This window comes from Amycolatopsis sp. A1MSW2902 (genome assembly GCF_017312175.1).
Taxonomy (GTDB): Bacteria; Actinomycetota; Actinomycetes; order Mycobacteriales; family Pseudonocardiaceae; genus Amycolatopsis; species Amycolatopsis nivea.
This window is the reverse complement of record NZ_QJPO01000001.1, coordinates 3,534,212-3,552,598: the sequence shown is the minus strand read 5'-3', so window position 1 is coordinate 3,552,598 and position 18,387 is coordinate 3,534,212. Positions and strand designations below refer to the sequence as shown.

Annotated in this window: 11 protein-coding genes; 6 read left to right on the top strand and 5 right to left on the bottom strand. The window is 70.3% G+C overall.

Annotated elements, in window-relative coordinates; translation table 11 throughout:
• Nucleotides 1-278 precede the first annotated feature (278 nt).
• Nucleotides 279-2,063, bottom strand: a complete 1,785-nt coding sequence (locus DMP23_RS16270) for an ABC transporter substrate-binding protein (RefSeq protein ID WP_337821557.1) — start codon at nt 2,061-2,063, stop codon at nt 279-281.
• 188 nt (nt 2,064-2,251) lie between these two features.
• Here DMP23_RS16270 and DMP23_RS16265 point away from each other — a divergent pair, with 188 nt between their 5' ends.
• Nucleotides 2,252-3,079 (top strand): M55 family metallopeptidase, encoded by an 828-nt coding sequence (locus DMP23_RS16265; RefSeq protein WP_134732262.1) that lies wholly within the window; start codon nt 2,252-2,254, stop codon nt 3,077-3,079.
• A complete protein-coding gene (locus DMP23_RS16260) occupies nt 3,072-4,376 on the top strand; it encodes a M20/M25/M40 family metallo-hydrolase (protein ID WP_337821556.1) in 1,305 nt (434 codons plus the stop codon). Before DMP23_RS16265 ends, DMP23_RS16260 begins: the two co-directional genes overlap by 8 nt.
• A gap of 4 nt (nt 4,377-4,380) precedes the next feature.
• Here DMP23_RS16260 and DMP23_RS16255 read toward each other — a convergent pair whose 3' ends face one another.
• A complete protein-coding gene (locus DMP23_RS16255; protein WP_337821555.1) occupies nt 4,381-5,013 on the bottom strand; it encodes a class I SAM-dependent methyltransferase in 633 nt (210 codons plus the stop codon).
• Nucleotides 5,013-5,666: a class I SAM-dependent methyltransferase gene (locus tag DMP23_RS16250; RefSeq protein WP_337821554.1), complete on the bottom strand. Its 654-nt coding sequence runs from the start codon at nt 5,664-5,666 to the stop codon at nt 5,013-5,015. Before DMP23_RS16250 ends, DMP23_RS16255 begins: the two co-directional genes overlap by 1 nt.
• A gap of 1,202 nt (nt 5,667-6,868) precedes the next feature.
• Here DMP23_RS16250 and DMP23_RS16245 point away from each other — a divergent pair.
• Complete coding sequence (locus tag DMP23_RS16245) at nt 6,869-11,176, top strand: GH92 family glycosyl hydrolase (protein WP_337821553.1); 4,308 nt, start codon at nt 6,869-6,871, stop codon at nt 11,174-11,176.
• A gap of 72 nt (nt 11,177-11,248) precedes the next feature.
• On the opposite strand, the gene DMP23_RS16240 is transcribed toward DMP23_RS16245, so the two are convergent.
• On the bottom strand, nt 11,249-11,707 hold the full coding sequence (locus tag DMP23_RS16240; RefSeq protein WP_337821552.1) for a hypothetical protein: 459 nt from the start codon (nt 11,705-11,707) through the stop codon (nt 11,249-11,251).
• A gap of 55 nt (nt 11,708-11,762) precedes the next feature.
• Here DMP23_RS16240 and DMP23_RS16235 point away from each other — a divergent pair, with 55 nt between their 5' ends.
• From DMP23_RS16235 to DMP23_RS16225, 3 genes are read left to right on the top strand one after another with little or no spacing between them, the layout of a single operon-like run.
• A complete protein-coding gene (locus DMP23_RS16235) occupies nt 11,763-12,161 on the top strand; it encodes a GNAT family N-acetyltransferase (RefSeq protein WP_337821551.1) in 399 nt (132 codons plus the stop codon).
• Between the two features lie 38 nt (nt 12,162-12,199).
• Nucleotides 12,200-15,298, top strand: coding sequence for a GH92 family glycosyl hydrolase (locus tag DMP23_RS16230; protein ID WP_337821550.1), 3,099 nt, complete (start codon nt 12,200-12,202; stop codon nt 15,296-15,298).
• Nucleotides 15,295-17,382 carry an FUSC family protein gene (locus DMP23_RS16225; RefSeq protein ID WP_037805941.1) on the top strand — a complete coding sequence of 696 codons (2,088 nt, stop codon included), beginning with the start codon at nt 15,295-15,297 and terminating at the stop codon, nt 17,380-17,382. Before DMP23_RS16230 ends, DMP23_RS16225 begins: the two co-directional genes overlap by 4 nt.
• Before the next feature lies 1 nt (nt 17,383).
• Here the strand turns inward: DMP23_RS16225 and DMP23_RS16220 are convergent, their stop codons facing one another.
• Complete coding sequence (locus tag DMP23_RS16220) at nt 17,384-18,334, bottom strand: aldo/keto reductase (protein ID WP_337821549.1); 951 nt, start codon at nt 18,332-18,334, stop codon at nt 17,384-17,386.
• Between the last annotated feature and the right edge of the window lie 53 nt (nt 18,335-18,387).

Here is an 18,387-nt window from a genome sequence, read left to right as displayed (position 1 = left end):
GCAAGCGCGGGATGCGTTGTCTGTGAGGGGAACCCTGAGGGAATCTGATTCCCTCAGGGTTCCCCTCACGGACGCGAGCAAGCGGTCACGAGCGCTCAAACCGGGCATTTCGACGGACTTAGCGTCCTTTGTGGACGGTCGGCACGGAGAAGCAGCGCAGCTTGAGTTCCTGACATCGGACTCGCGCGCCGTGAAGGACTCCTTGAGGGACTTGGATTCCCTCGATGGGCCCTTCACGGACTCGCGCGCGGGAGCGGGCGGCTGGCACAGCATCGGACTTACTCCCGGTCGTCGGCGGACTTGCCGCGGCGGGACAGCGCGATGCCGCCGCCCACGAGCACGACGAGCACCACCGCGCCGACGACGATCCACACCGTCGTGCCGGAGCCGCTGTCTGACGAGGCGGCCGACGCGTCGGCCGGGACCGCGCCGTACACGCCCCAGTAGGCGGTCTGCTCGAGGATCGAGCCCTCGGGCTGCGGCTGCTTGCCGAAGGAGGAGAACTTGTCGGAGCGGTAGGCCTCGAGGGCGTCGTCGTAGTCGTAGACGACGTTCACGGCCTGGCTGTAGAGCCGCGCCTGGGCCTGCTTGACGTAGCCGGCGCGGACGGCCGGGTCGGTTTCGGCGAGCTGCTTGGCGTAGAGCGCGTCGTACTGCGGGTCGCAGAAGAACGTGTCGGTGGTGCCGCCCTTGCCTTCCGCGTTCGGCCGCGCGGCGCAGGTGTGCAGGGCCAGCGAGTAGTCCGGGTCCGGGTTGTTCGCGTAGCCGGAGATCGCGAGGTCGTAGTTGCCCGCGTTGGTGCGGTCGTTGAGCTCGTCGTCGGAGACGAGTTCCTGCTTCACCGAGATGCCGATGTCGTGCAGCCAGCCGGTGATGTACTGGGCGAGGCGCTGGTCCTGGGCGCGGTTCGCGTGTCCGGTGAGGCGCAGTTCGAGGCGCGCGCCGCCGGGCGCGGTGCGGATGCCGTCCTGGCCCTTGGGGTAGCCGGCCGCGTCGAGCGCCGCGTTGGCGGCGGCGAGGTCGAACTTGCGCGCCTCCCCCGGCGCCGGGTCCCAGTGGTAGGCCGAGTAGATCGGCGGGACCACGCCGCCGCCGGGCTGGGCGTAGCCGCCGGCGACCTTGTCCACGATGGTCTTGATGTCGATCGACTGCGCGATCGCCTGGCGCAGCCGGATGTCCTTGAGCACCGGGTTGCCGTTGCCGATCGGCTTGTTCTCGGAGTTCTCGGCGCCGGGGTTCAGGTTGATCTCGTTGTAGCGGCGGCCGGGCGCCTTGTTCAGCTCGATGTTCGGCTGGCCCTTGAGCGCGTCGAACTGGGTCGGGGTGAGCCGGTTGATCACGTCGACCTCGCCCTGCTTGAGGGCGTTCACCGCGGCCTCGACGTCCTTGAACACCAGCAGCTGCAGTTCGTCGACCTTCGGCGCGCCGCGCCAGTAGTTCTTGTTGGCCTTGAACTTGACGTATTCGTTCTGCTTGTACTCGGTGATCTGGTAGGGCCCGTCGTCGACGCCGACGACCGGGATCGTGTCGGTCTTCGGGTCGCTCAGGTCCTTGATCTGCGACCACACGTGCTCGGGCACGATCGGGACGTCGAGCAGCGTCATCGACGACTGGACGGTCTTGGTCTTGATCACCAGCGTGGTGTCGTCCGGCGCCTTCACCGACTCGAAGCTCGCGACGTAGTTGCCGTTCGCGGTGCGCGCGGTGGAGTCGGTGAGCATCCGGTTGAAGGTGAACGCGGCGTCCTTCGCGGTGACCGGCTGCCCGTCGGACCACTTGGCGCCCTTGCGGATCTTGAACGTCCAGGTCAGCTTGTCCGGCGACGTCGTCCACGATTCGGCGAGCGCCGGGGAGGCCTCGGCCTTGTCCTGCGACGGGATCGTCAGGAACTCGTAGATGAACCGGCCGACCTGGGTCGACGCGGCGAGCCCGGCGGTGAACGGGTTCAAGTGGTCGATACCAGTGGTCAGCGCGACCCGCAGCACCTTCGGCTGGGCCTGCTGTGGCGCCGCCTGTGCTGCCGCCGTCCCTGCCAGCGGCAGAATCGCCAGCGTTCCCGCCATCACCACACCGAAAACGCGGCGCAACCCGTGCCGCCCGTGCTTATTTCGCACTTGAGAACCACCCCATCGTCAATCCCCGACCCCAGAGACGAAAAGTAACCACATACGGCGGGAAGTGCGCAATATGTGACGGCGCCGCTGCGTGTCCGATCGTTATGGTCGCGGGGCGGATCACTAGAGTGCCCGGCATGCGGATCCTGATCTCGGCCGACATGGAAGGCGCCACGGGGGTCACCTGGACCGACGACGTCGTGCCCGGGAGCCCGCAGTGGCAGCGGTTCCGGGGCATGTTCACCGGCGACGTCAACGCGGTGCTGGCCGGCCTGTACGCGGCGGGCGCGACCGACGTGCTCGTCAACGAGGCGCACTCGTCGCAGCGCAACCTGCTGCTGGAAGACCTCGACGAACGCGCGCGGATGCTGACCGGGCGGCACAAGCCGCTGTCGATGATGCAGGGCATCGATTCCGGTGTGGACGGTGTGGTGTTCCTCGGCTACCACGCCGGCGCCGGGTTCGACGGCGTCCTGTCGCACACGTACCTGGAGAACCAGATCACCGGCGTGTGGCTGGACGACGTCCCGGCGAGCGAGGGCAGGCTGAACGCCGCGATGGCCGGTGAGTACGGCGTGCCGGTGCTGCTGGTCAGCGGCGACGACCAGACCTGCGAGGACGCGCGCGACTACGCGCCGGACGCGGAACTGGTGCAGGTCAAGGAATGCGTGAGCCGGTACGCGGCGATCTGCCTGCCGCCGGCGCGCACCGCGCGGCTGCTGGAAACCGCCGCGCGCGAGGCGATGGGGCTGGCCGGGCGGACCGAGCGGACGCCGGGGCGGCACCGGATCGAGGTCGAGTTCGACGCGAGCCATCTGGCGCAGGCGACCGCGGTCATCCCGACCGTGGAGCAGACCGGGACGCGCCGGGTCGCGTTCGAGGCGCCGAGCATGACCGAGGCGATGAAGGCGTTCAAGGTGGTCACGGCCATCGCGGCAGGGGCGGTGCAGGGCATTTATGGCTGAGGTCGACGTGGTTTCGCTGTGCGCGGACCTGATCCGGTTCGACACCACCAACTACGGCGGCGGGGAGGCGGCGGGCGAACGGCTCGCCGCCGAGTACGTCGCGGAATTCCTTGACCGGCACGGGGTTCCGTCCCGGATTCTGGAGCCCGAGCCGCAGCGGTCGAACGTGATCGCGCGGATCCCGGGCGCCGATCCGACGCTGCCCGCGCTGCTCGTGCAGGGGCATCTGGACGTGGTGCCCGCGCGCGCCGCCGATTGGTCTGTACCGCCGTTTTCCGGCGAGGTGCGCGACGGGTTCCTGTGGGGCCGGGGCGCGGTCGACATGAAGGATTTCTGCGCGATGGTGCTGTCCGCCGTCGCGTCCGGGCTGGCGCCGCGGCGGGATCTCGTGCTGGCGTTCGTCGCCGACGAGGAGGACCGCGGCGACTACGGCGCGCACTGGCTGGTCAAGGAGCACGCGGACCTGTTCGAGGGCTGCGCGGCGGCGATCAGCGAGTCCGGCGGGTACAGCTATCACGTGCCCGCCGCGGACGGGCGGAAGGTGCGGCTGTACCCGGTCGGGACGGCCGAGCGCGGCACCGCGCACCTGCGGCTGACCGCGAACGGGCGGGCCGGGCACGGGTCGCGGCCGAATGCGGAGAACGCGGTCGTGCGGCTGGTCGGGGCATTGCAGCGGATCGCGGACCACCGCTGGCCGGTGCAGCTGACGCCGACGGTGCGGGCGTTCCTGGAGCGGACCGGCGCGGCGCTGGGCGTGCCGGTGGACCTGTCGTCGGGCGACGCGGTCGACGAAACCGTGGCGCGGCTGGGGGCGGCCGGGTCGCTGGTGGTGCCGACGGTGCGCAACAGCACCACGCCGACGATGCTCGAGGCCGGGTACAAGGTGAACGTGATCCCGTCGACGGCGACCGCGCAGGTCGACGTCCGGGTGCTGCCGGGGACCGAGGACGACCTGTTCGCGGTGGTGGATTCGCTGCTGGGCGAGGGTGTGACGCGGGAATTCGTGGCGCATCAGCCGCCGGTGCAGGCTCCGGTCGATTCGCCGTGGTTCGACGCGATGGCCGAGGCGCTGCGGGCGGAGGACCCGGAGGCGGTCGTGGTGCCGTACTGCATGGGCGGCGGGACGGACGCGAAAGCGTTCAGCCAGCTGGGGATGGCGTGCTACGGCTTCGCTCCCCTGGCGCTGCCGGAAGGCTTCCCGTACCGGGCGATGGCGCACGGCGTGGACGAGCGGGTGCCGGTGGACGGGCTGCGGTTCGGGACGCGGGTGCTGACGCGGTTCCTGGAGTCGTGCTGAGCGGTCAGGCGCCGACGCGCCGGATCGTCGCCAGCCAGGCGGGAAGCCCGTCCGGCGCGAACCGGGCGACGATCCGGCTGTCGCGCAGGGTTTCCAGCTGCCAGCCGGTTTCGCGCTGGAACGGCGCTTCGAGTTCGGCGCGGGCGACCGGGTGCGGTCCGGCGTCCCCGTCGGTTTCGCGGAAGCACAGGATGTGCAGCCTCGCGCCCGGTTCGGTGACGGACGCGAGGCTGGCGACGTAGGTCTGGCGTTCTCGGGCGTCGAAGGTGTGGAACAGGCCGCAGTCGAGGACGGTGTCGAAGGTCTGGTCCACAGTGGACAGACGGAAGGCGTCGCCGACCGCGAACTTGGCGGCGATCCCCCGGTCGCGGGCCTTCTCTTTCGCTTGCGCGACAGCGGTTTCCGCGACGTCGATGCCCACAATGGACAGTCCGGTCGCGGCGAGGTGCAGCGCGTTCTCGCCGGTGCCGCAGCCGGCGTCGAGGACCGTGCCGCGGAACGCGCCCTCCGCGGCGAGCTCGACGATCGCCGGTTGCGGGCGGCCGAGATCCCAGGGCGCCGGACCGTCCTGATAGGACTCGTCCCACGGACGCCCTGCCGCGCGTTCGTGGCTGGTCGCGGGACGGTCCTCGGGCATCAGCGGGTGAACTCCGCCCACCAGCGGCTGTCGCGGACCCGTTCCAGCGAGGAGAGGGTGACGCCGTCGCGGGCGAAGGATTCGACCTCGGCCTTGCTGAGCGGCCACGGCGGTCCGGACCAGGTGGCGAGGTCGATGCTTTCCTCGGCGACGGCTCCGACGACGAGCGTTCCGCCCGGGGCGACGAACCCGGACACCGAGGCGATGGCCGGGTCGTGGACGTCCTTGGGCATCGACTGGACGGTCATGATCTCCACGACCAGGTCGAAGGCGTAGTGGAATTCCGCGGGCGGGGTGAGCAGGTCCGCGGTGCGGTAGGAGACGACGGTGTCGGGGAAGCGGTTGAGCACGGCTTTGATCGCGCTGGGCGAGACGTCGAAGGCGGACGTCTCGTATCCGGCGGCGGCGAGGAGTTCGGCGTCGTCGGCCATGCCGCAGCCGACGACGAGCGCGCGCCGCCCGTCGCCGGGCCGCCCGGCGATCCAGGCGGCGAGTTCCGGCGAGGGCTCGCCGCGATACCACGGCAGGACGGCCTCGCCCGCTTCCGCCGCGGCGTAGAGCGGCTCGAACCACCCGGTGGGGTCACCGTTGGCGAGGGCGAGTCCGGCCCGGCGGCGGGCTTCCTCGTCGGGATCGATGGCGTCGTCTGGCATGGACTCTGTTATACCCGCCGGGCCTGGGCACCGGTGCGCTCGACTGGCCGAGTGCTGATGGCTTCTCCGCCTGGCCCGGATGTCCCGTGTGGTTTCCCGGTCCGGCCGCTCGGCTGGCTGTGAAGGGCTCCTTGAGGGAATCTGATTCCCTCAAGGAGCCCTTCACGGACCTCAGTTTCGCCGACGGCAGTCTCGCCGACGGGGCCGAGTCTCCTCCTCGCCGACCGCGCCAAGGCTCCGCCTCGCTGGCCGCCCCGCCCCGTTGGCCGCCCAGCCCCGCGCCTCCGCCTCGTTGGCCGCCTCGCGCCTGCGCCTCGCTTGCCGCCCCAATGCGGCATTGGGTGCATGTGACGAGCCCGATGGGGTTTTGTTACTAGCGAGGGCTGCGTCAGCGAGCCTGCCCACCGACTGCACGCGAGCGGTCCGTGAGGGTTCCCCTCACGGAATCTGATTCCGTGAGGGGAACCCTCACGCACCTCCCCTGCGCCTGCCGGGGCAGCCGGATGGGGAGAGTTCCGCGCATCCGCACTCGCTACGCGCGAGATGCACCCAATGCCGCATTGGGTGCATCTGACGCACCCAATGCGGCGTTCGGTGCATCTGACACACCCGATGCGGCGTTCGGTGCGTGGCATGGACCCCATTCCGCATCGGGCCGGTTCAGGCAGGACGGACACTCCGATTGCCGCACCGGGGCCGGGACGGGCGGGGCGGTCGCCCGAACGCCGCGTCGGGGCGGTTCTGCCCGGGCGGAGACCCCGTTTGCCGTAGCGGCGCAGCCCGGGCGGCCCGGGCGGGGAGGGTGGGGCGGGTACCCGGTTGTCGCATCGGGGCGGGTTCGGGCCGGGCGAACATCCGGTTGCCATAGCGGCGCGGTTCGGGCCACGCGAACATCCGGTTGCCGGATCGGGGTGACCCAGGCAGGTAGAGCGTCCGGTTGCCGGATGGGCGCGGTTCGCGCCAGGCAGGCACCGGGTTGCCGCGTCGGGGTGTCCGCCCGGGCGGGTGCCCGGTTGTCGTAGCCGGGCAGCCCGGGCGGCGCCGACACCCGGTTGCCGTAGCGGAGCCGGGAAGGGTTGTCCGTTTCCGGTCAGGTTTGCGGGGCGGCCTTGACATCGATGTCACCCGCGCGTTGAGCTTCCCGCACCCCGGGATTTCGCGAAGTCCCGGGCCCCCGATCCCCTGACGAACTGGGAGCAATGATGCCCCGAAGCGCCAGACCGTTGCATGCCGTGCTCGTCGCGGCGGTGGCGGCTGCGGGCTTGGTCGTCCTGCCCGCCGCGGCCGGTGCCGCGCCGGGCGAGGCCGCCCCGCCGGACTTCGTTTCTTCGTTCGAGCCGAACGACCCGCAACCGATCCAGGACGCTGTCGACACCGATGCCGCCGGGAAGCCGCGGGCTTCGGGTGTGGACGGCGCGAACGGGACCGCGATCCCCGGCGACATCCGGGGCAAGGTCACCGACATCAGCGCGACCAGCGAGAACACCGGCGGCGGCGAGGTCGCCGCGAATCTGATCGACGGCAGCACCGGCACGAAGTGGCTGTCGTGGGATCCGACCGCGTCGGTGACGTTCACGCTGTCGGAGCCGACGAAGATCACGCATTACGCGGTGTCCTCGGCGAACGACGCGCCCGGCCGCGATCCGCGGGACTGGACGCTGCGCGGTTCGAACGACGGCCAGCAGTGGACCGATCTGGACAAGCAGTCGGGCCAGTCGTTCGACAAGCGGTTTCAGCAGAACGACTACCAGCTGTCCGCGCCGAGCGACGCGTACCGCTATTACCGGCTTGACGTCACGCGCAACAACGGCGACGACATCATGCAGTTCTCGGAGCTGCTGCTGGCCAACGACGATCCGGCCCCGCCGCCGTTGCCGAACATGCGCAGCGTCGTGGATTCGGGCCCGAGCCAGGGCTACACGAACAAGAACCGGGTCGGGTTCACCGGCAAGAAGGCGTTCCGGTACTCCGGCAGCCAGCCCAAGGCCGGGCACGGGTATTCCTACAACAAGGTCTACGACGTCGATCTCCCGGTGACGGAGACGAGCGAGCTGTCGTACAAGGTGCAGCCGCAGTTCGTCGAGGGCGATCTGAAGTACCCGAGCACGAACGTCGCGGTCGACCTGGACTTCACCGACGGCACGCATCTGCGCGATCTCGGCGCGACCGACCAGTACGGGTTCCCGCTGACGCCGGAGGGCCAGGGCGCGAGCAAGGTCCTCTACGCGAACCAGTGGAACCTGGTGCGGTCGGCGATCGGGCGGGTCGCGGCGGGCAAGACGATCGACCGGATCGCGATCGGCTACGACAACCCGAACGGGCCGGCGCAGTTCGCGGGCTGGCTGGACGACCTGAAGATCTCGGCGACGCCGACTCCCCCGGCCAGCACCCGGCCCAGCGACAACGTCCTCACCACGCGCGGCACCATGGCGAACGGCACGTTCTCGCGCGGCAACAACTTCCCGGCGACCGCGGTGCCGCACGGCTTCAACTTCTGGACGCCGGTGACCGACGCGGGTTCGGCGAGCTGGCTGTACAACTACCATTCGCAGAACAACGCGGACAACCTCCCGCAGCTGCAGGCGTTCAGCGTGAGCCACGAGCCGAGCCCGTGGATGGGCGACCGGCAGAGTTTCCAGGTGATGCCGTCGGCGGCGAGCGGGGTGCCGGACGCGAACCGCGACAAGCGGGCGCTGCCGTTCACGCACGACAACGAGGTGGCGCGGGCGCATTACTACGGCGTCACGTTCCAGAACGGGATCAAGACCGAGATCGCGCCGGCCGATCACGCGGCGATGATGCGGTTCTCGTTCCCGGGCGCTGATTCCAGCCTGATCTTCGACAACGTCAACAACTCCGGCGGGCTCACGCTCGACCCGGCGCACGGCACGCTCAGCGGGTATTCCGACGCGAAGAGCGGGCTGTCGGCGGGCGCCCGGCGGATGTTCGTCTACGCGACGTTCGACAAGCCCGTCACGACCGGCGGCAAGCTCACCGGGCAGAACCGCGACAACGTGACCGGCTATCTGCGGTTCGACGCGGGCGCGGACAAGACGGTGACGATGCGGATCGCGACGTCGCTGATCAGCGTGGACCAGGCGAAGAAGAACCTGGAGCAGGAGATCGCCCCGAACGCCGGGTTCGACTCGGTGCGGGACGCGGCTCAGCAGGCGTGGGACAAGCAGCTCGGCGTGATCGAGGTCGAGGGCGCGTCGAAGGACCAGCTGGAGACGTTGTACTCCAACCTGTACCGGCTGTTCCTGTACCCGAACGAGGGTTTCGAGAACGTCGGCTCGAAGGAGGCGCCGAAGTACCGGTACGCGAGCCCGGTGTCGCCGAAGGCGGGTCCGGACACCGCGACGCAGACCGGGTCGAAGGTCGTCGACGGGCAGACGTATGTGAACAACGGCTTCTGGGACACCTACCGCACGACGTGGCCGGCGTATTCGCTGCTCACGCCGGACATGGCGGGCAAGATGGTGGACGGTTTCGTGCAGCAGTACCGCGACGGCGGCTGGATCGCGCGCTGGTCCTCCCCCGGTTACGCGGACCTGATGACCGGGACGAGCTCGGATGTCGCGTTCGCCGACGCCTACCAGAAGGGCGTGACGAACTTCGACGTCAAGGCGGCCTATGACGCGGCGCTGAAGAACGCGACGGTGACGCCGCCGAACTCGGCGGTCGGCCGCAAGGGTCTGGACCAGTCGATTTTCCTCGGGTACACGCCGAATTCGACCGGCGAGGGCTTCTCGTGGGCGATCGAGGGCTACGTCAACGACTTCGGCATCGCGAACCTGTCGAAGAAGCTGTACGACCAGGCCGCGGCGAACGATCCGCGCAAGGCGGAGTACCTGGAGAACTACCAGTACTTCACGAGCCGGGCGCAGCAGTACGTGAACCTGTTCGACCCGAGCACCGGGTTCTTCCAGGGCAAGGACGCGAGCGGGAAGTTCACGAAGGCCAAGGCCGATTACGACCCGCGTCAGTGGGGCGGGGACTACACCGAGACCGACGGCTGGAACATGGCCTTCACCGTGCCGCAGGACGGGCAGGGGCTGGCGAATCTCTACGGCGGCAAGGACAAGCTGGGCGCCAAGCTCGACCAGTTCTTCGCCGACCAGGAGACGGCGAATTTCCCGGGCAGCTACGGCGGCGTGATCCACGAGATGCGGGAGGCGCGGGACGTGCGGATGGGCCAGTACGGCCACTCCAACCAGCCTTCGCACCACATCCTCTACATGTACGACTACGCGGGCCAGCCGGCGAAGACGCAGGCGAAGGTGCGCGAAGCGGTGTCGCGGCTCTACACCGGCAGCGAATTGGGCCAGGGCTACGCGGGCGACGAGGACAACGGCGAGATGTCCGCGTGGTACGTGTTCAGCTCGCTGGGCTTCTACCCGCTGCAGATGGGCAGCCCGGATTACGCGATCGGGTCGCCGCTGTTCACCAAGGCGACCGTGCACCTGCCCGGCGGGGACCTGGTGATCAACGCGCCGAAGAACTCGGCGAAGAACGTCTACGTTCAGGGCCTGAAGGTCAACGGGAAGAACTGGACGTCGACGTCGCTGCCGCACGACGTGCTCGCGCACGGCGCCACGCTCGACTTCGACATGGGCCCGAACCCGTCGACGTGGGGCACCGGCGCGGGCGACGCGCCGAAGTCGATCACCACGGGCGACGCGGTGCCGACGCCGCTGCACGACGAGACCGGGCCGGGGCTGGGCACGCTGTCCACTTCGGACGGTTCGGACGCGTCGGCGTTGCTGGACAACACCTCGCGCACGCAGGCGAAGGTGACCGGTGCGGTGCAGTACCAGCTGAAGTCGACCGACGAGGCGGTCACGCACTACACGCTCACCTCCGGCACCGGGGCGGGCGACGCGAAGAGCTGGACGCTGAAGGGTTCGTACGACGGGAAGAACTGGACGGTCGCCGATCAGCAGACCGACCAGTCGTTCCAGTGGCGGCAGCAGACCCGGGCGTTCGCGGTGAAGAACCCGGCGCATTACGCCTACTACCGGCTGGAGGTCACCGCGACCACCGGCGGTCCGGCGACGCTGGCGGAGTTCGAGCTGCTGGGCCGTCCGGACGCGTCGTGCACCAAGACGCTGACCGGCGTGCAGAACGGCCCGCTGACCGTGTCGAGCGGCGTGGTGTGCCTGAACGGCGCGACGGTGTCGGGTCCGGTGAACGTGGCGCGCGGCGCTTCGCTGATCGTGCGCGGCGGCCAGATCACCGGCCCGCTCGCGGCCGCCGGCGCGGCGCAGGTGGTGCTGAACCGGACGAAGGTGGCCGGTCCGGTGTCGATCACCGGCAGCACGGGTCCGGTGTCGATCGAGCTGACCGACATCTCGGGCCCGGTGAACCTGACCGGGAACCAGGGGCCGCTGATCACGAGCAGCACCGTGGGCGGGCCGCTGGCCTGCACGGGCAACTCCCCCGCCCCGACCGACCACGACCTCGCCAACACCGTCCGCGGCCCGTCCGCCGGGCAGTGCGCGCAGTTGTGATCGGCTGATTTTCCCAGCCGCAGGCCAGGTCGCCCGGATCCGTTCCGGGCGCCTGGCCTGCGGCGCGTCCGGCTACTTGTCCGGGCAGTCGGCTTCGGTCCAGGCCGCGGTCAGGTCGCGGCTGACGACGGTGAGCGATCCGGCGAGGAAGCCGATCTCGTGACTGCAGCCGTGGTCGTGGGGCAGGATCTCGTCCAGGGTGACCGCGCCGAAGCCGGTCCAGGCGGCCGGGTCGTGGGTGAGAGTGCGGAGGCCCGCGTAGCGGATGCTCAGGTCTTCGTCGTGTTTCCAGCAGTTGTGGCGGAAGCCGAGCTGCAGCCAGTCCTCGCCGTCCGTGGTTCCGCGCAGGAGCGTGTCGAGCACGAGGTCTTTGACGCACCGCTTGCCGGGGAAGTCGTAGTGGTCCGGGTCGGCGGCGAACGCCCGGGCGCCGGGCGGGAGCTCGGGCGAGAGCGCGGGCAGCAGCCGGAGATACGCCCGGGGATCGAGGTAGTTGCCCGTCCCGGTCGCTTCCACTCTGACGTGTTTCATCGCCGCACCAGCTTATTCGGTGGCTCGCCCGCCGAAGCCGTGGGAGCGTCGCGCCATGGAGATCACCTACGCCTGGCGAGCCGACCTCGCCGACGCGCAGCTCGTCGCTCTCACCGAAGCGCACGGCGGAAACGCGGAACCCGGCTGGTGGGACCGAGCGAGGCAGCACAGTCTCGGCTGGGTCAGCGCCCACGACGGCGATCAGCTGGTCGGCTTCGCGAACCTGGCCTGGGACGACGCCGGCCACGCGTTCCTCCTCGATCCGAAGGTGCACGCGGACTGGCAGCGCCGCGGCATCGGCACAGAACTCGTCCGCCGGGCGCGGGATGCCGCGAGGGACGCGGGCTGCGAGTGGCTGCACGTCGACTTCGAACCGCACTTGCGCCCGTTCTACTTCGATGCCTGCGGGTTCACCTCCACTGACGCGGGGTTGATCCGGCTCACCGCGAGCTGATCCGGCACGGCCGGTGCGGGAGCGATTACCGTGGGGGCGTGACCACGGCTGCGTTCTTCTCCTCGTTCGAAGCGGGCGATCCGCAGCCGGTCGCGGGGGCGCGGGTGGACAGCGGGCCGCGGCGGTCGCCGACGGCGAAGGCCGGCGTCGGGTTCACCGGGGCGAAAGCCTTGCGCTACCGGGCCGGGCCGCCGGTCGTGTTGTTCGAGGTGGACATTCCGGTCACTGACCACAGTGCACTGTCGTATGTGGTCTTCCCGGCCTCCGACGGTCCGGTGCCGAGTTACCGCAGCACGCGGGTCGCGCTCGACGTCGAGTTCGACGACGGCAGCCGCGCCGGGTTCTCCCCCGAAGAGAAAGCGCTCTACGTCGACCAGTGGAACCTGGTGCGTCGTCCGCTGAACGCGTTCGCGGGACGGCAGGTGCGGCGGATCCTGCTGACCACCGCGTACGACGGCGACGGAACCGGCTGGCTGGACGACGTCCGGATCGCCGAGCATCCGCCGGAGCGCAAGGACCCGGTCGACTGGGTCCGCACGACGCGCGGCACGCATTCGAGCAACGAGTTCTCGCGCGGCAACACCTTCCCGGCCACCGCGGTCCCGCACGGGTTCAACTTCTGGACCCCGGTCACCGACGCGCGGGCGCTGAACTGGTTCTACTCCTACCACCGGCACAACGACGAGCGGAACGAGCCGCGGCTGCAGGCGTTCGGGCTCAGCCACCAGCCGAGTCCGTGGATGGGCGACCGGCACACCTTCCACCTCATGCCCGGCGCCGGACCGGTCGAGCCGGACCGCGGGCGGCGTTCGCTGGCGTTCAGCCACGACGACGAGACCGACCGGCCGCACCATTACCGCGTGCGGTTCCGCGGCGGCATCACCGCCGAGGTCGCGCCGGCCGAGCACGCGGCGATGTTCCGGTTCGCGTTCCCGGCCGAACGCGGTTGGGTGCTGTTCGACAACGCCCGCAACCGCGGCGGCATCCGGATCGACGCCGAGCGCGGGATCGTCACCGGGCACACGTGGGTGCGGAGCGGGCTGTCGACCGGCGCACGGCGGATGTTCGTCTACGCCGAAGCTGACCAGCGGCCCTCCGGTGGCGGGCGCATCCGGCGGCCGTTCTGGCGGACGGTGACCGGCAGCCTGGAGTTCGCCGAGCCCGAGGTGACGCTGCGGATCGCGACGTCGCTGATCAGTCTCGCGCAGGCGAAACGCAATCTGGCGCTGGAAATCCCGGCGGGCACGACGTTCGACCAGGTCCGGGACCGGGCGCGGGAACGCTGGCAGGAGGTGCTCGGCCGGGTCGAACTGGAAGGCGCGTCCGAGGACGAGCTGACCACTTTCTACTCGTGCCTGTACCGCCTGTTCCTGTATCCGAACGTCGCGCACGAGAACACGCCGCGCGGCATCCGGCACGCGAGCCCGGTGGTGCGGAGTTTCCGGCCGAGCACGCGGCGGCGCACCGGCGCGAAGGTCGTGGACGGCGAGTTGTACGTCAACAACGGCTTCTGGGATACCTACCGCACCGCCTGGCCCGCGTACGCGCTGCTCGCGCCGCGCCAGTGCGGCCGGATGATCGACGGTTTCGTGCATCAGTACCGCGAAGGCGGCTGGATCGCGCGCTGGTCCTCCCCCGGCTACGCCGACCTGATGACCGGCACCAGCTCCGACGTCGCGTTCGCCGACGCGTACCTGAAGGGCGTCACGAACTTCGACGTCGAGGCCGCCTACGACGCCGCGCTCAAGAACGCGACCGTCGCCCCGCCGCGCAAAGGCGTGGGCCGCAAGGGTCTCGACCGTTCCGCATTCCTCGGCTACACGCCGACCTCGACGCGCGGCGGCCTGTCCTGGGCGCTCGAAGGCTGTCTCAACGACTTCGGCCTCGCCAACCTGTCCGACGCGCTCGCCCGGGAAAGCAGCGGCGCGCGGGCCCGCCGGTTCGCCGACAACGCCGTCTACTTCCGCCAGCGCGCCCAGCACTACGCCAACCACTTCGACGCGCGGACCGGCTTTTTCCAGGGCCGCACCCTCGACGGCGGCTGGCGGCACGCGGCCGAAGGATTCGACCCGACGGCGTGGGGCCCGGACTACGTGGAGACCAACGCCTGGAACACCGCGTTCTCCGTGCCGCACGACGGTCCCGGTCTCGCCGCGCTCCACGGCGGCCCGGCGGGTCTCGAGGCGAAACTCGACGAGTTCTTCCGGCTCCCGGAAACCGGCCAGGGCGGCCGGATCCACGAGATGACCGAGGCCCGCGACGTGCGGATGGGCCAATACGGGCATTCCAACCAGCCCTCGCACCACATCCCGTTCGTCTACGCCTTCGCCGGGGCGCAGGCGAAACTGCAGCGGACCGTCCGCGAGGTATTGCGCCGGCTGTACGTCGGCGGCGAACTCGGCCAGGGCTATCCCGGGGACGAGGACAACGGGGAAATGTCGGCCTGGTATGTCTTCACCGCCCTCGGTCTCTACCCGCTGGCCGTCGGCAGCCCGCGGTACGCGGTGTGCGCGCCGCTGTTCCGCTCCGCCACTGTGCACCTCGACAACGGAAAGGACCTGGTGATCCGAGCACCCCGCGCCGCGACCGCCGACAGCGCGGCCGACACGCCGTACGTGCACGGCCTGACTGTCGACGGCGAACCGCACCCTTCGGCCACCCTCGCGCACGCGGTCCTCGCGCGCGGCGCGGTGCTGGAGTTCGACGTCCGCGCCGAACCCGGCGACTGGGGCACGGAACCGGTCGCCCCGGCCGCCCCCGCGCCGCTGCGCGACCTCGCCGTCCACACTGTCCACGGCGTTCTGGTGGACAACACCAGCCGCACCCAAGCCGTCTTCCGCACTCCAAGGCCGACCATCACGTTCGCCGTCGAAGGCGAGCCGCGCGAGGTCGTCCTGTACACGCTCACCTCCGGCAGCCGAGCGAGCGATCCGAAGGACTGGGTGCTCGAAGGCTCCGACGACGGGCGACAGTGGCGGACCCTGGACGAACGCTCCGGCGAGGTGTTCCGGTGGCGGCGCCAGACCCGGCCGTTCGTGCTCGCCGAACCCGCCGCGTGCCGGCACTACCGGCTGCGGGTCCGCGCCTCGACCCGGCGGCGCGTCGCCCTCGCCCAGTGGGAGCTGCTCGCCCGATGATCACCGACGTGCGCAACGCCTTCCTCGACCGGCTGGCGGCGGCCGACCCCGGGCTCGTCCGGCTGCGGCTCGCCGCGTCCGCGGTGCTCGGCATCGTCATCGCGGTCCTCGCGATGCTGCCGCTGCATTTCCCGCTCACCACGACGCTCGTCGCGGCCATCGCGGCGATGATGAGCGCGTTCACCGTCAACGACGCCACCAGCGGCGGCCAGGCCGTCACGCTGCTGCTCGCGCTCGTGGTCGGCGCCGCGTCGATCACCGCCGCGTGCTTCGGCTCCGCGTACGCGCCCGCGGACAGCATCGTGTTCGTGCTGCTGATCTTCGTCGCGGTGTACGTGCAGCGGTTCGGCGCGCGGGGCATCGCGCTCGGGTCGATGGCGTTCTTCCTGTTCTTCTTCCCGATGTTCCTGCAGGCGCACCTCGCGCAGGTGCCGCACCTGCTGCTCGCGCTGGCGATCGGGGTCGCGGCGAACGCCGTCGTGCGGTTCCTTCTCTTGCGCCGCAACGCCGAAAGCGAGCTGATCCGCTACCGGCAGGCGTTCCGGGCCCGGCTCGGCGCGGCGGTGCGGGCGACCGAGGCGTACATCTCGTCCGGCGGTTCGGACCGCAGCGACCGGCAGATCCGCACGTCGGTGGAACGGCTGCACGAGGTGGTCCTGCTGATCGAGGACCACGCGCCCGACGTCGTCGACGACCGCCGCGCCGACCAGCTGCGCCGCCGGGTGATCGAGGTCGAGCTGGCCGTGCAGTGGCTGGTGATCACCGTGCGCCGGACCTGCTCGCAGCCGCTGCCCGAGGGTGTCGCCGACGATCTCGTGGCCCGGCTGTCCCGCTTCCGGTCGCTGATGGAACGCGACCCGCGCGACCTGCCGCTGATCAGCGAGACCGGCGAGTACAGCCGGATGCTCGTGGAAGGCAGCCGGATCGACGAACGCGCGCATCCCGGCGACGGCGTCCGCCGCGCGATCGCCGAACTGGCCGTCGCGGACGACCGGGCGCAGCGGATCGCCAGCCTGCAGTCCGAAGTGGACTTCTCCGTCGGGGAGGACGAGGACGACGAACCGACCAAGGCGTTCGCCTACGACAACCAGACCCGCGGCGCGATCCAGGCCGTGCTCGGCGGCGGGCTCGCCGTGCTGGCCGGGCAGCTGATCTCGCCGCAGCGCTGGTACTGGGCGGTGCTGACGGTGTTCGTCGTGTTCATCGGCACCTCCAGCGCGGGCGCGCGGTTCGTGAAAGGCATGCGCCGCACCGGAGGGACCTTGCTGGGCATCGTCGGCGGCGTCGCGCTGGCGCTGCTGGTCAGCGGGAACACCCCGGCGATCCTCGCGCTGCTGCTGGTCTGCGTGTTCGGCATGGTCTACACCGCGCGGGTTTCGCAGTTCCTGATGGCGTTCTTCGTGACCAGCATGCTCGGCTTGCTCTACAGCCTGCTCGGCACGTTCAGCATCGAGGTGCTGTGGATCCGGGTCGCCGAAACCGCGGTCGGCGCGGCGTGCGGGCTGCTCGCCGCCGTGGTGGTGCTGCCGGTCCGCACGCGCGCGGTGATGCTGGACGACATCGCGATCGCGCTCGACGAACTGCACGAGTTCATCGAGTCAGCCGCGACCCTGCTGTCCGGCCGGGAGAACGTGAACATCATCGAGATGTCCCGCGACCTCGACCGCGCGGTCGAGCAGGTGCGGCTGACCATCGAACCGCTCACCCACCCGATCAACCTGCGCAGCGCCCGCCGCGACTACGGCTGGCACGTGCTGACCACGTTGGAGGGCATCGCCTTCCGCGCCCGGCACGTGGCCGCCCGCGCGCAGCCCGGCCAGCTCGCCGGCCCGGTCTCGGAGCGGCTGGACCAGTTCGCCGGCCGGATCATCGCGAACGTCGACCTCGTGCACGAGGCGGTCAGCAACCCCGGCGGCACGCGGCCGCGCAAACTCGTCCGCGACGACGGCACCCCGGTCGCCGACCGGATCGACGAGGCCGAGACCCGCGCCGTGCTGTCCAGCCTGAGCCACCTCGACGAGGGCTTGATCGCGCTGGGCCGCGTGCTCGGCGTCGGCGCGCAGGACCCGCCGCGGCACAGCTGACCTACGCGGAGGCGGCGTCGAGGATCCGCAGCTCGTCGTCGCTCAGCTCCACGTCGTGCATCGCGACCAGCGCGGGCACCTGCTCGACCGTGCGCGCGGACGCGATCGGCGCGGCCACCGTCGGCTGCTGCGCGAGCCAGGCCAGCGCGACTGTCGCCATCTCCCCGCCGCGCGCCTTCGCGACCTCCTCCAGCGCCGCGAGCACCTTCACGCCGTGCTCGGTGTCCGCGTAACCGCCGGCGAGCCCCGGCAGGTTGCGGATGTTGTCCACCTGCTGGCCGGGCCGGTACTTGCCGGTCAGGAACCCCGACGCCAGCCCGAAATACGGCACGCAGGCCACCCCGTGCCGCTGCACGATCCCCCGCCGCTCGCTCTCGTACTCGTCCCGCGCGACGAGGTTGTACTTCGGCTGCAGCGCCACGTACTTCGCCAGCCCCTCGCGGTCGGAGAACTCCAGCGACGCGGCCAGCCGCTCCGGGCTGATGTTCGACGCCGCGATCGCGCGGACCTTGCCTTCCTTCACCAGTTCGTCCAGCGCGGTGACGATGTCCTCGACCGGAACCGATTCGTCGTCGAAATGCGTGTAGTACAGGTCGATCCGCTCGATCCCCAGCCGCCGCAACGACTCCTCGGCCGCGGCCTTGACGTTCGCCGGCGCGAGCCCCTTGAACTGCGGATGGTCGCCGACCTTCGTCGCCACGACCACGTCGTCCCGGTTCCCGCGCGAGGCGAGCCACTTGCCGAGGATGGTCTCGGACTGTCCCGGCTCGTTGCCCGGGAACTGGTACATGTACGAATCGGCCGTGTCGACGAAGTTCCCGCCCGCCTCGGCGTAGGCGTCCAGCACCGCGAACGACGCCGGTTCGTCGGCGGTCCAGCCGAACACGTTCCCGCCGAGGCACAACGGGGAGACGGCGAGGTCGGATGAGCCCAGTGTGCGAAGTGCGACCATGATCGCATTCAAGCACTCCCCGCCCGGCGATGCCCGTGCCGGCGAGCGATTCT

Coding starts and splice junctions, on each gene's coding strand:
- DMP23_RS16220 (WP_337821549.1), bottom strand. CDS start 18,334: ATGGTCGCACTTCGCACACTGGGCTCATCCGACCTCGCCGTCTCCCCG.
- DMP23_RS16265 (WP_134732262.1), top strand. CDS start 2,252: ATGCGGATCCTGATCTCGGCCGACATGGAAGGCGCCACGGGGGTCACC.
- DMP23_RS16235 (WP_337821551.1), top strand. CDS start 11,763: ATGGAGATCACCTACGCCTGGCGAGCCGACCTCGCCGACGCGCAGCTC.
- DMP23_RS16255 (WP_337821555.1), bottom strand. CDS start 5,013: ATGCCCGAGGACCGTCCCGCGACCAGCCACGAACGCGCGGCAGGGCGT.
- DMP23_RS16245 (WP_337821553.1), top strand. CDS start 6,869: ATGCCCCGAAGCGCCAGACCGTTGCATGCCGTGCTCGTCGCGGCGGTG.
- DMP23_RS16270 (WP_337821557.1), bottom strand. CDS start 2,063: ATGGCGGGAACGCTGGCGATTCTGCCGCTGGCAGGGACGGCGGCAGCA.
- DMP23_RS16240 (WP_337821552.1), bottom strand. CDS start 11,707: ATGAAACACGTCAGAGTGGAAGCGACCGGGACGGGCAACTACCTCGAT.
- DMP23_RS16250 (WP_337821554.1), bottom strand. CDS start 5,666: ATGCCAGACGACGCCATCGATCCCGACGAGGAAGCCCGCCGCCGGGCC.
- DMP23_RS16225 (WP_037805941.1), top strand. CDS start 15,295: ATGATCACCGACGTGCGCAACGCCTTCCTCGACCGGCTGGCGGCGGCC.
- DMP23_RS16260 (WP_337821556.1), top strand. CDS start 3,072: ATGGCTGAGGTCGACGTGGTTTCGCTGTGCGCGGACCTGATCCGGTTC.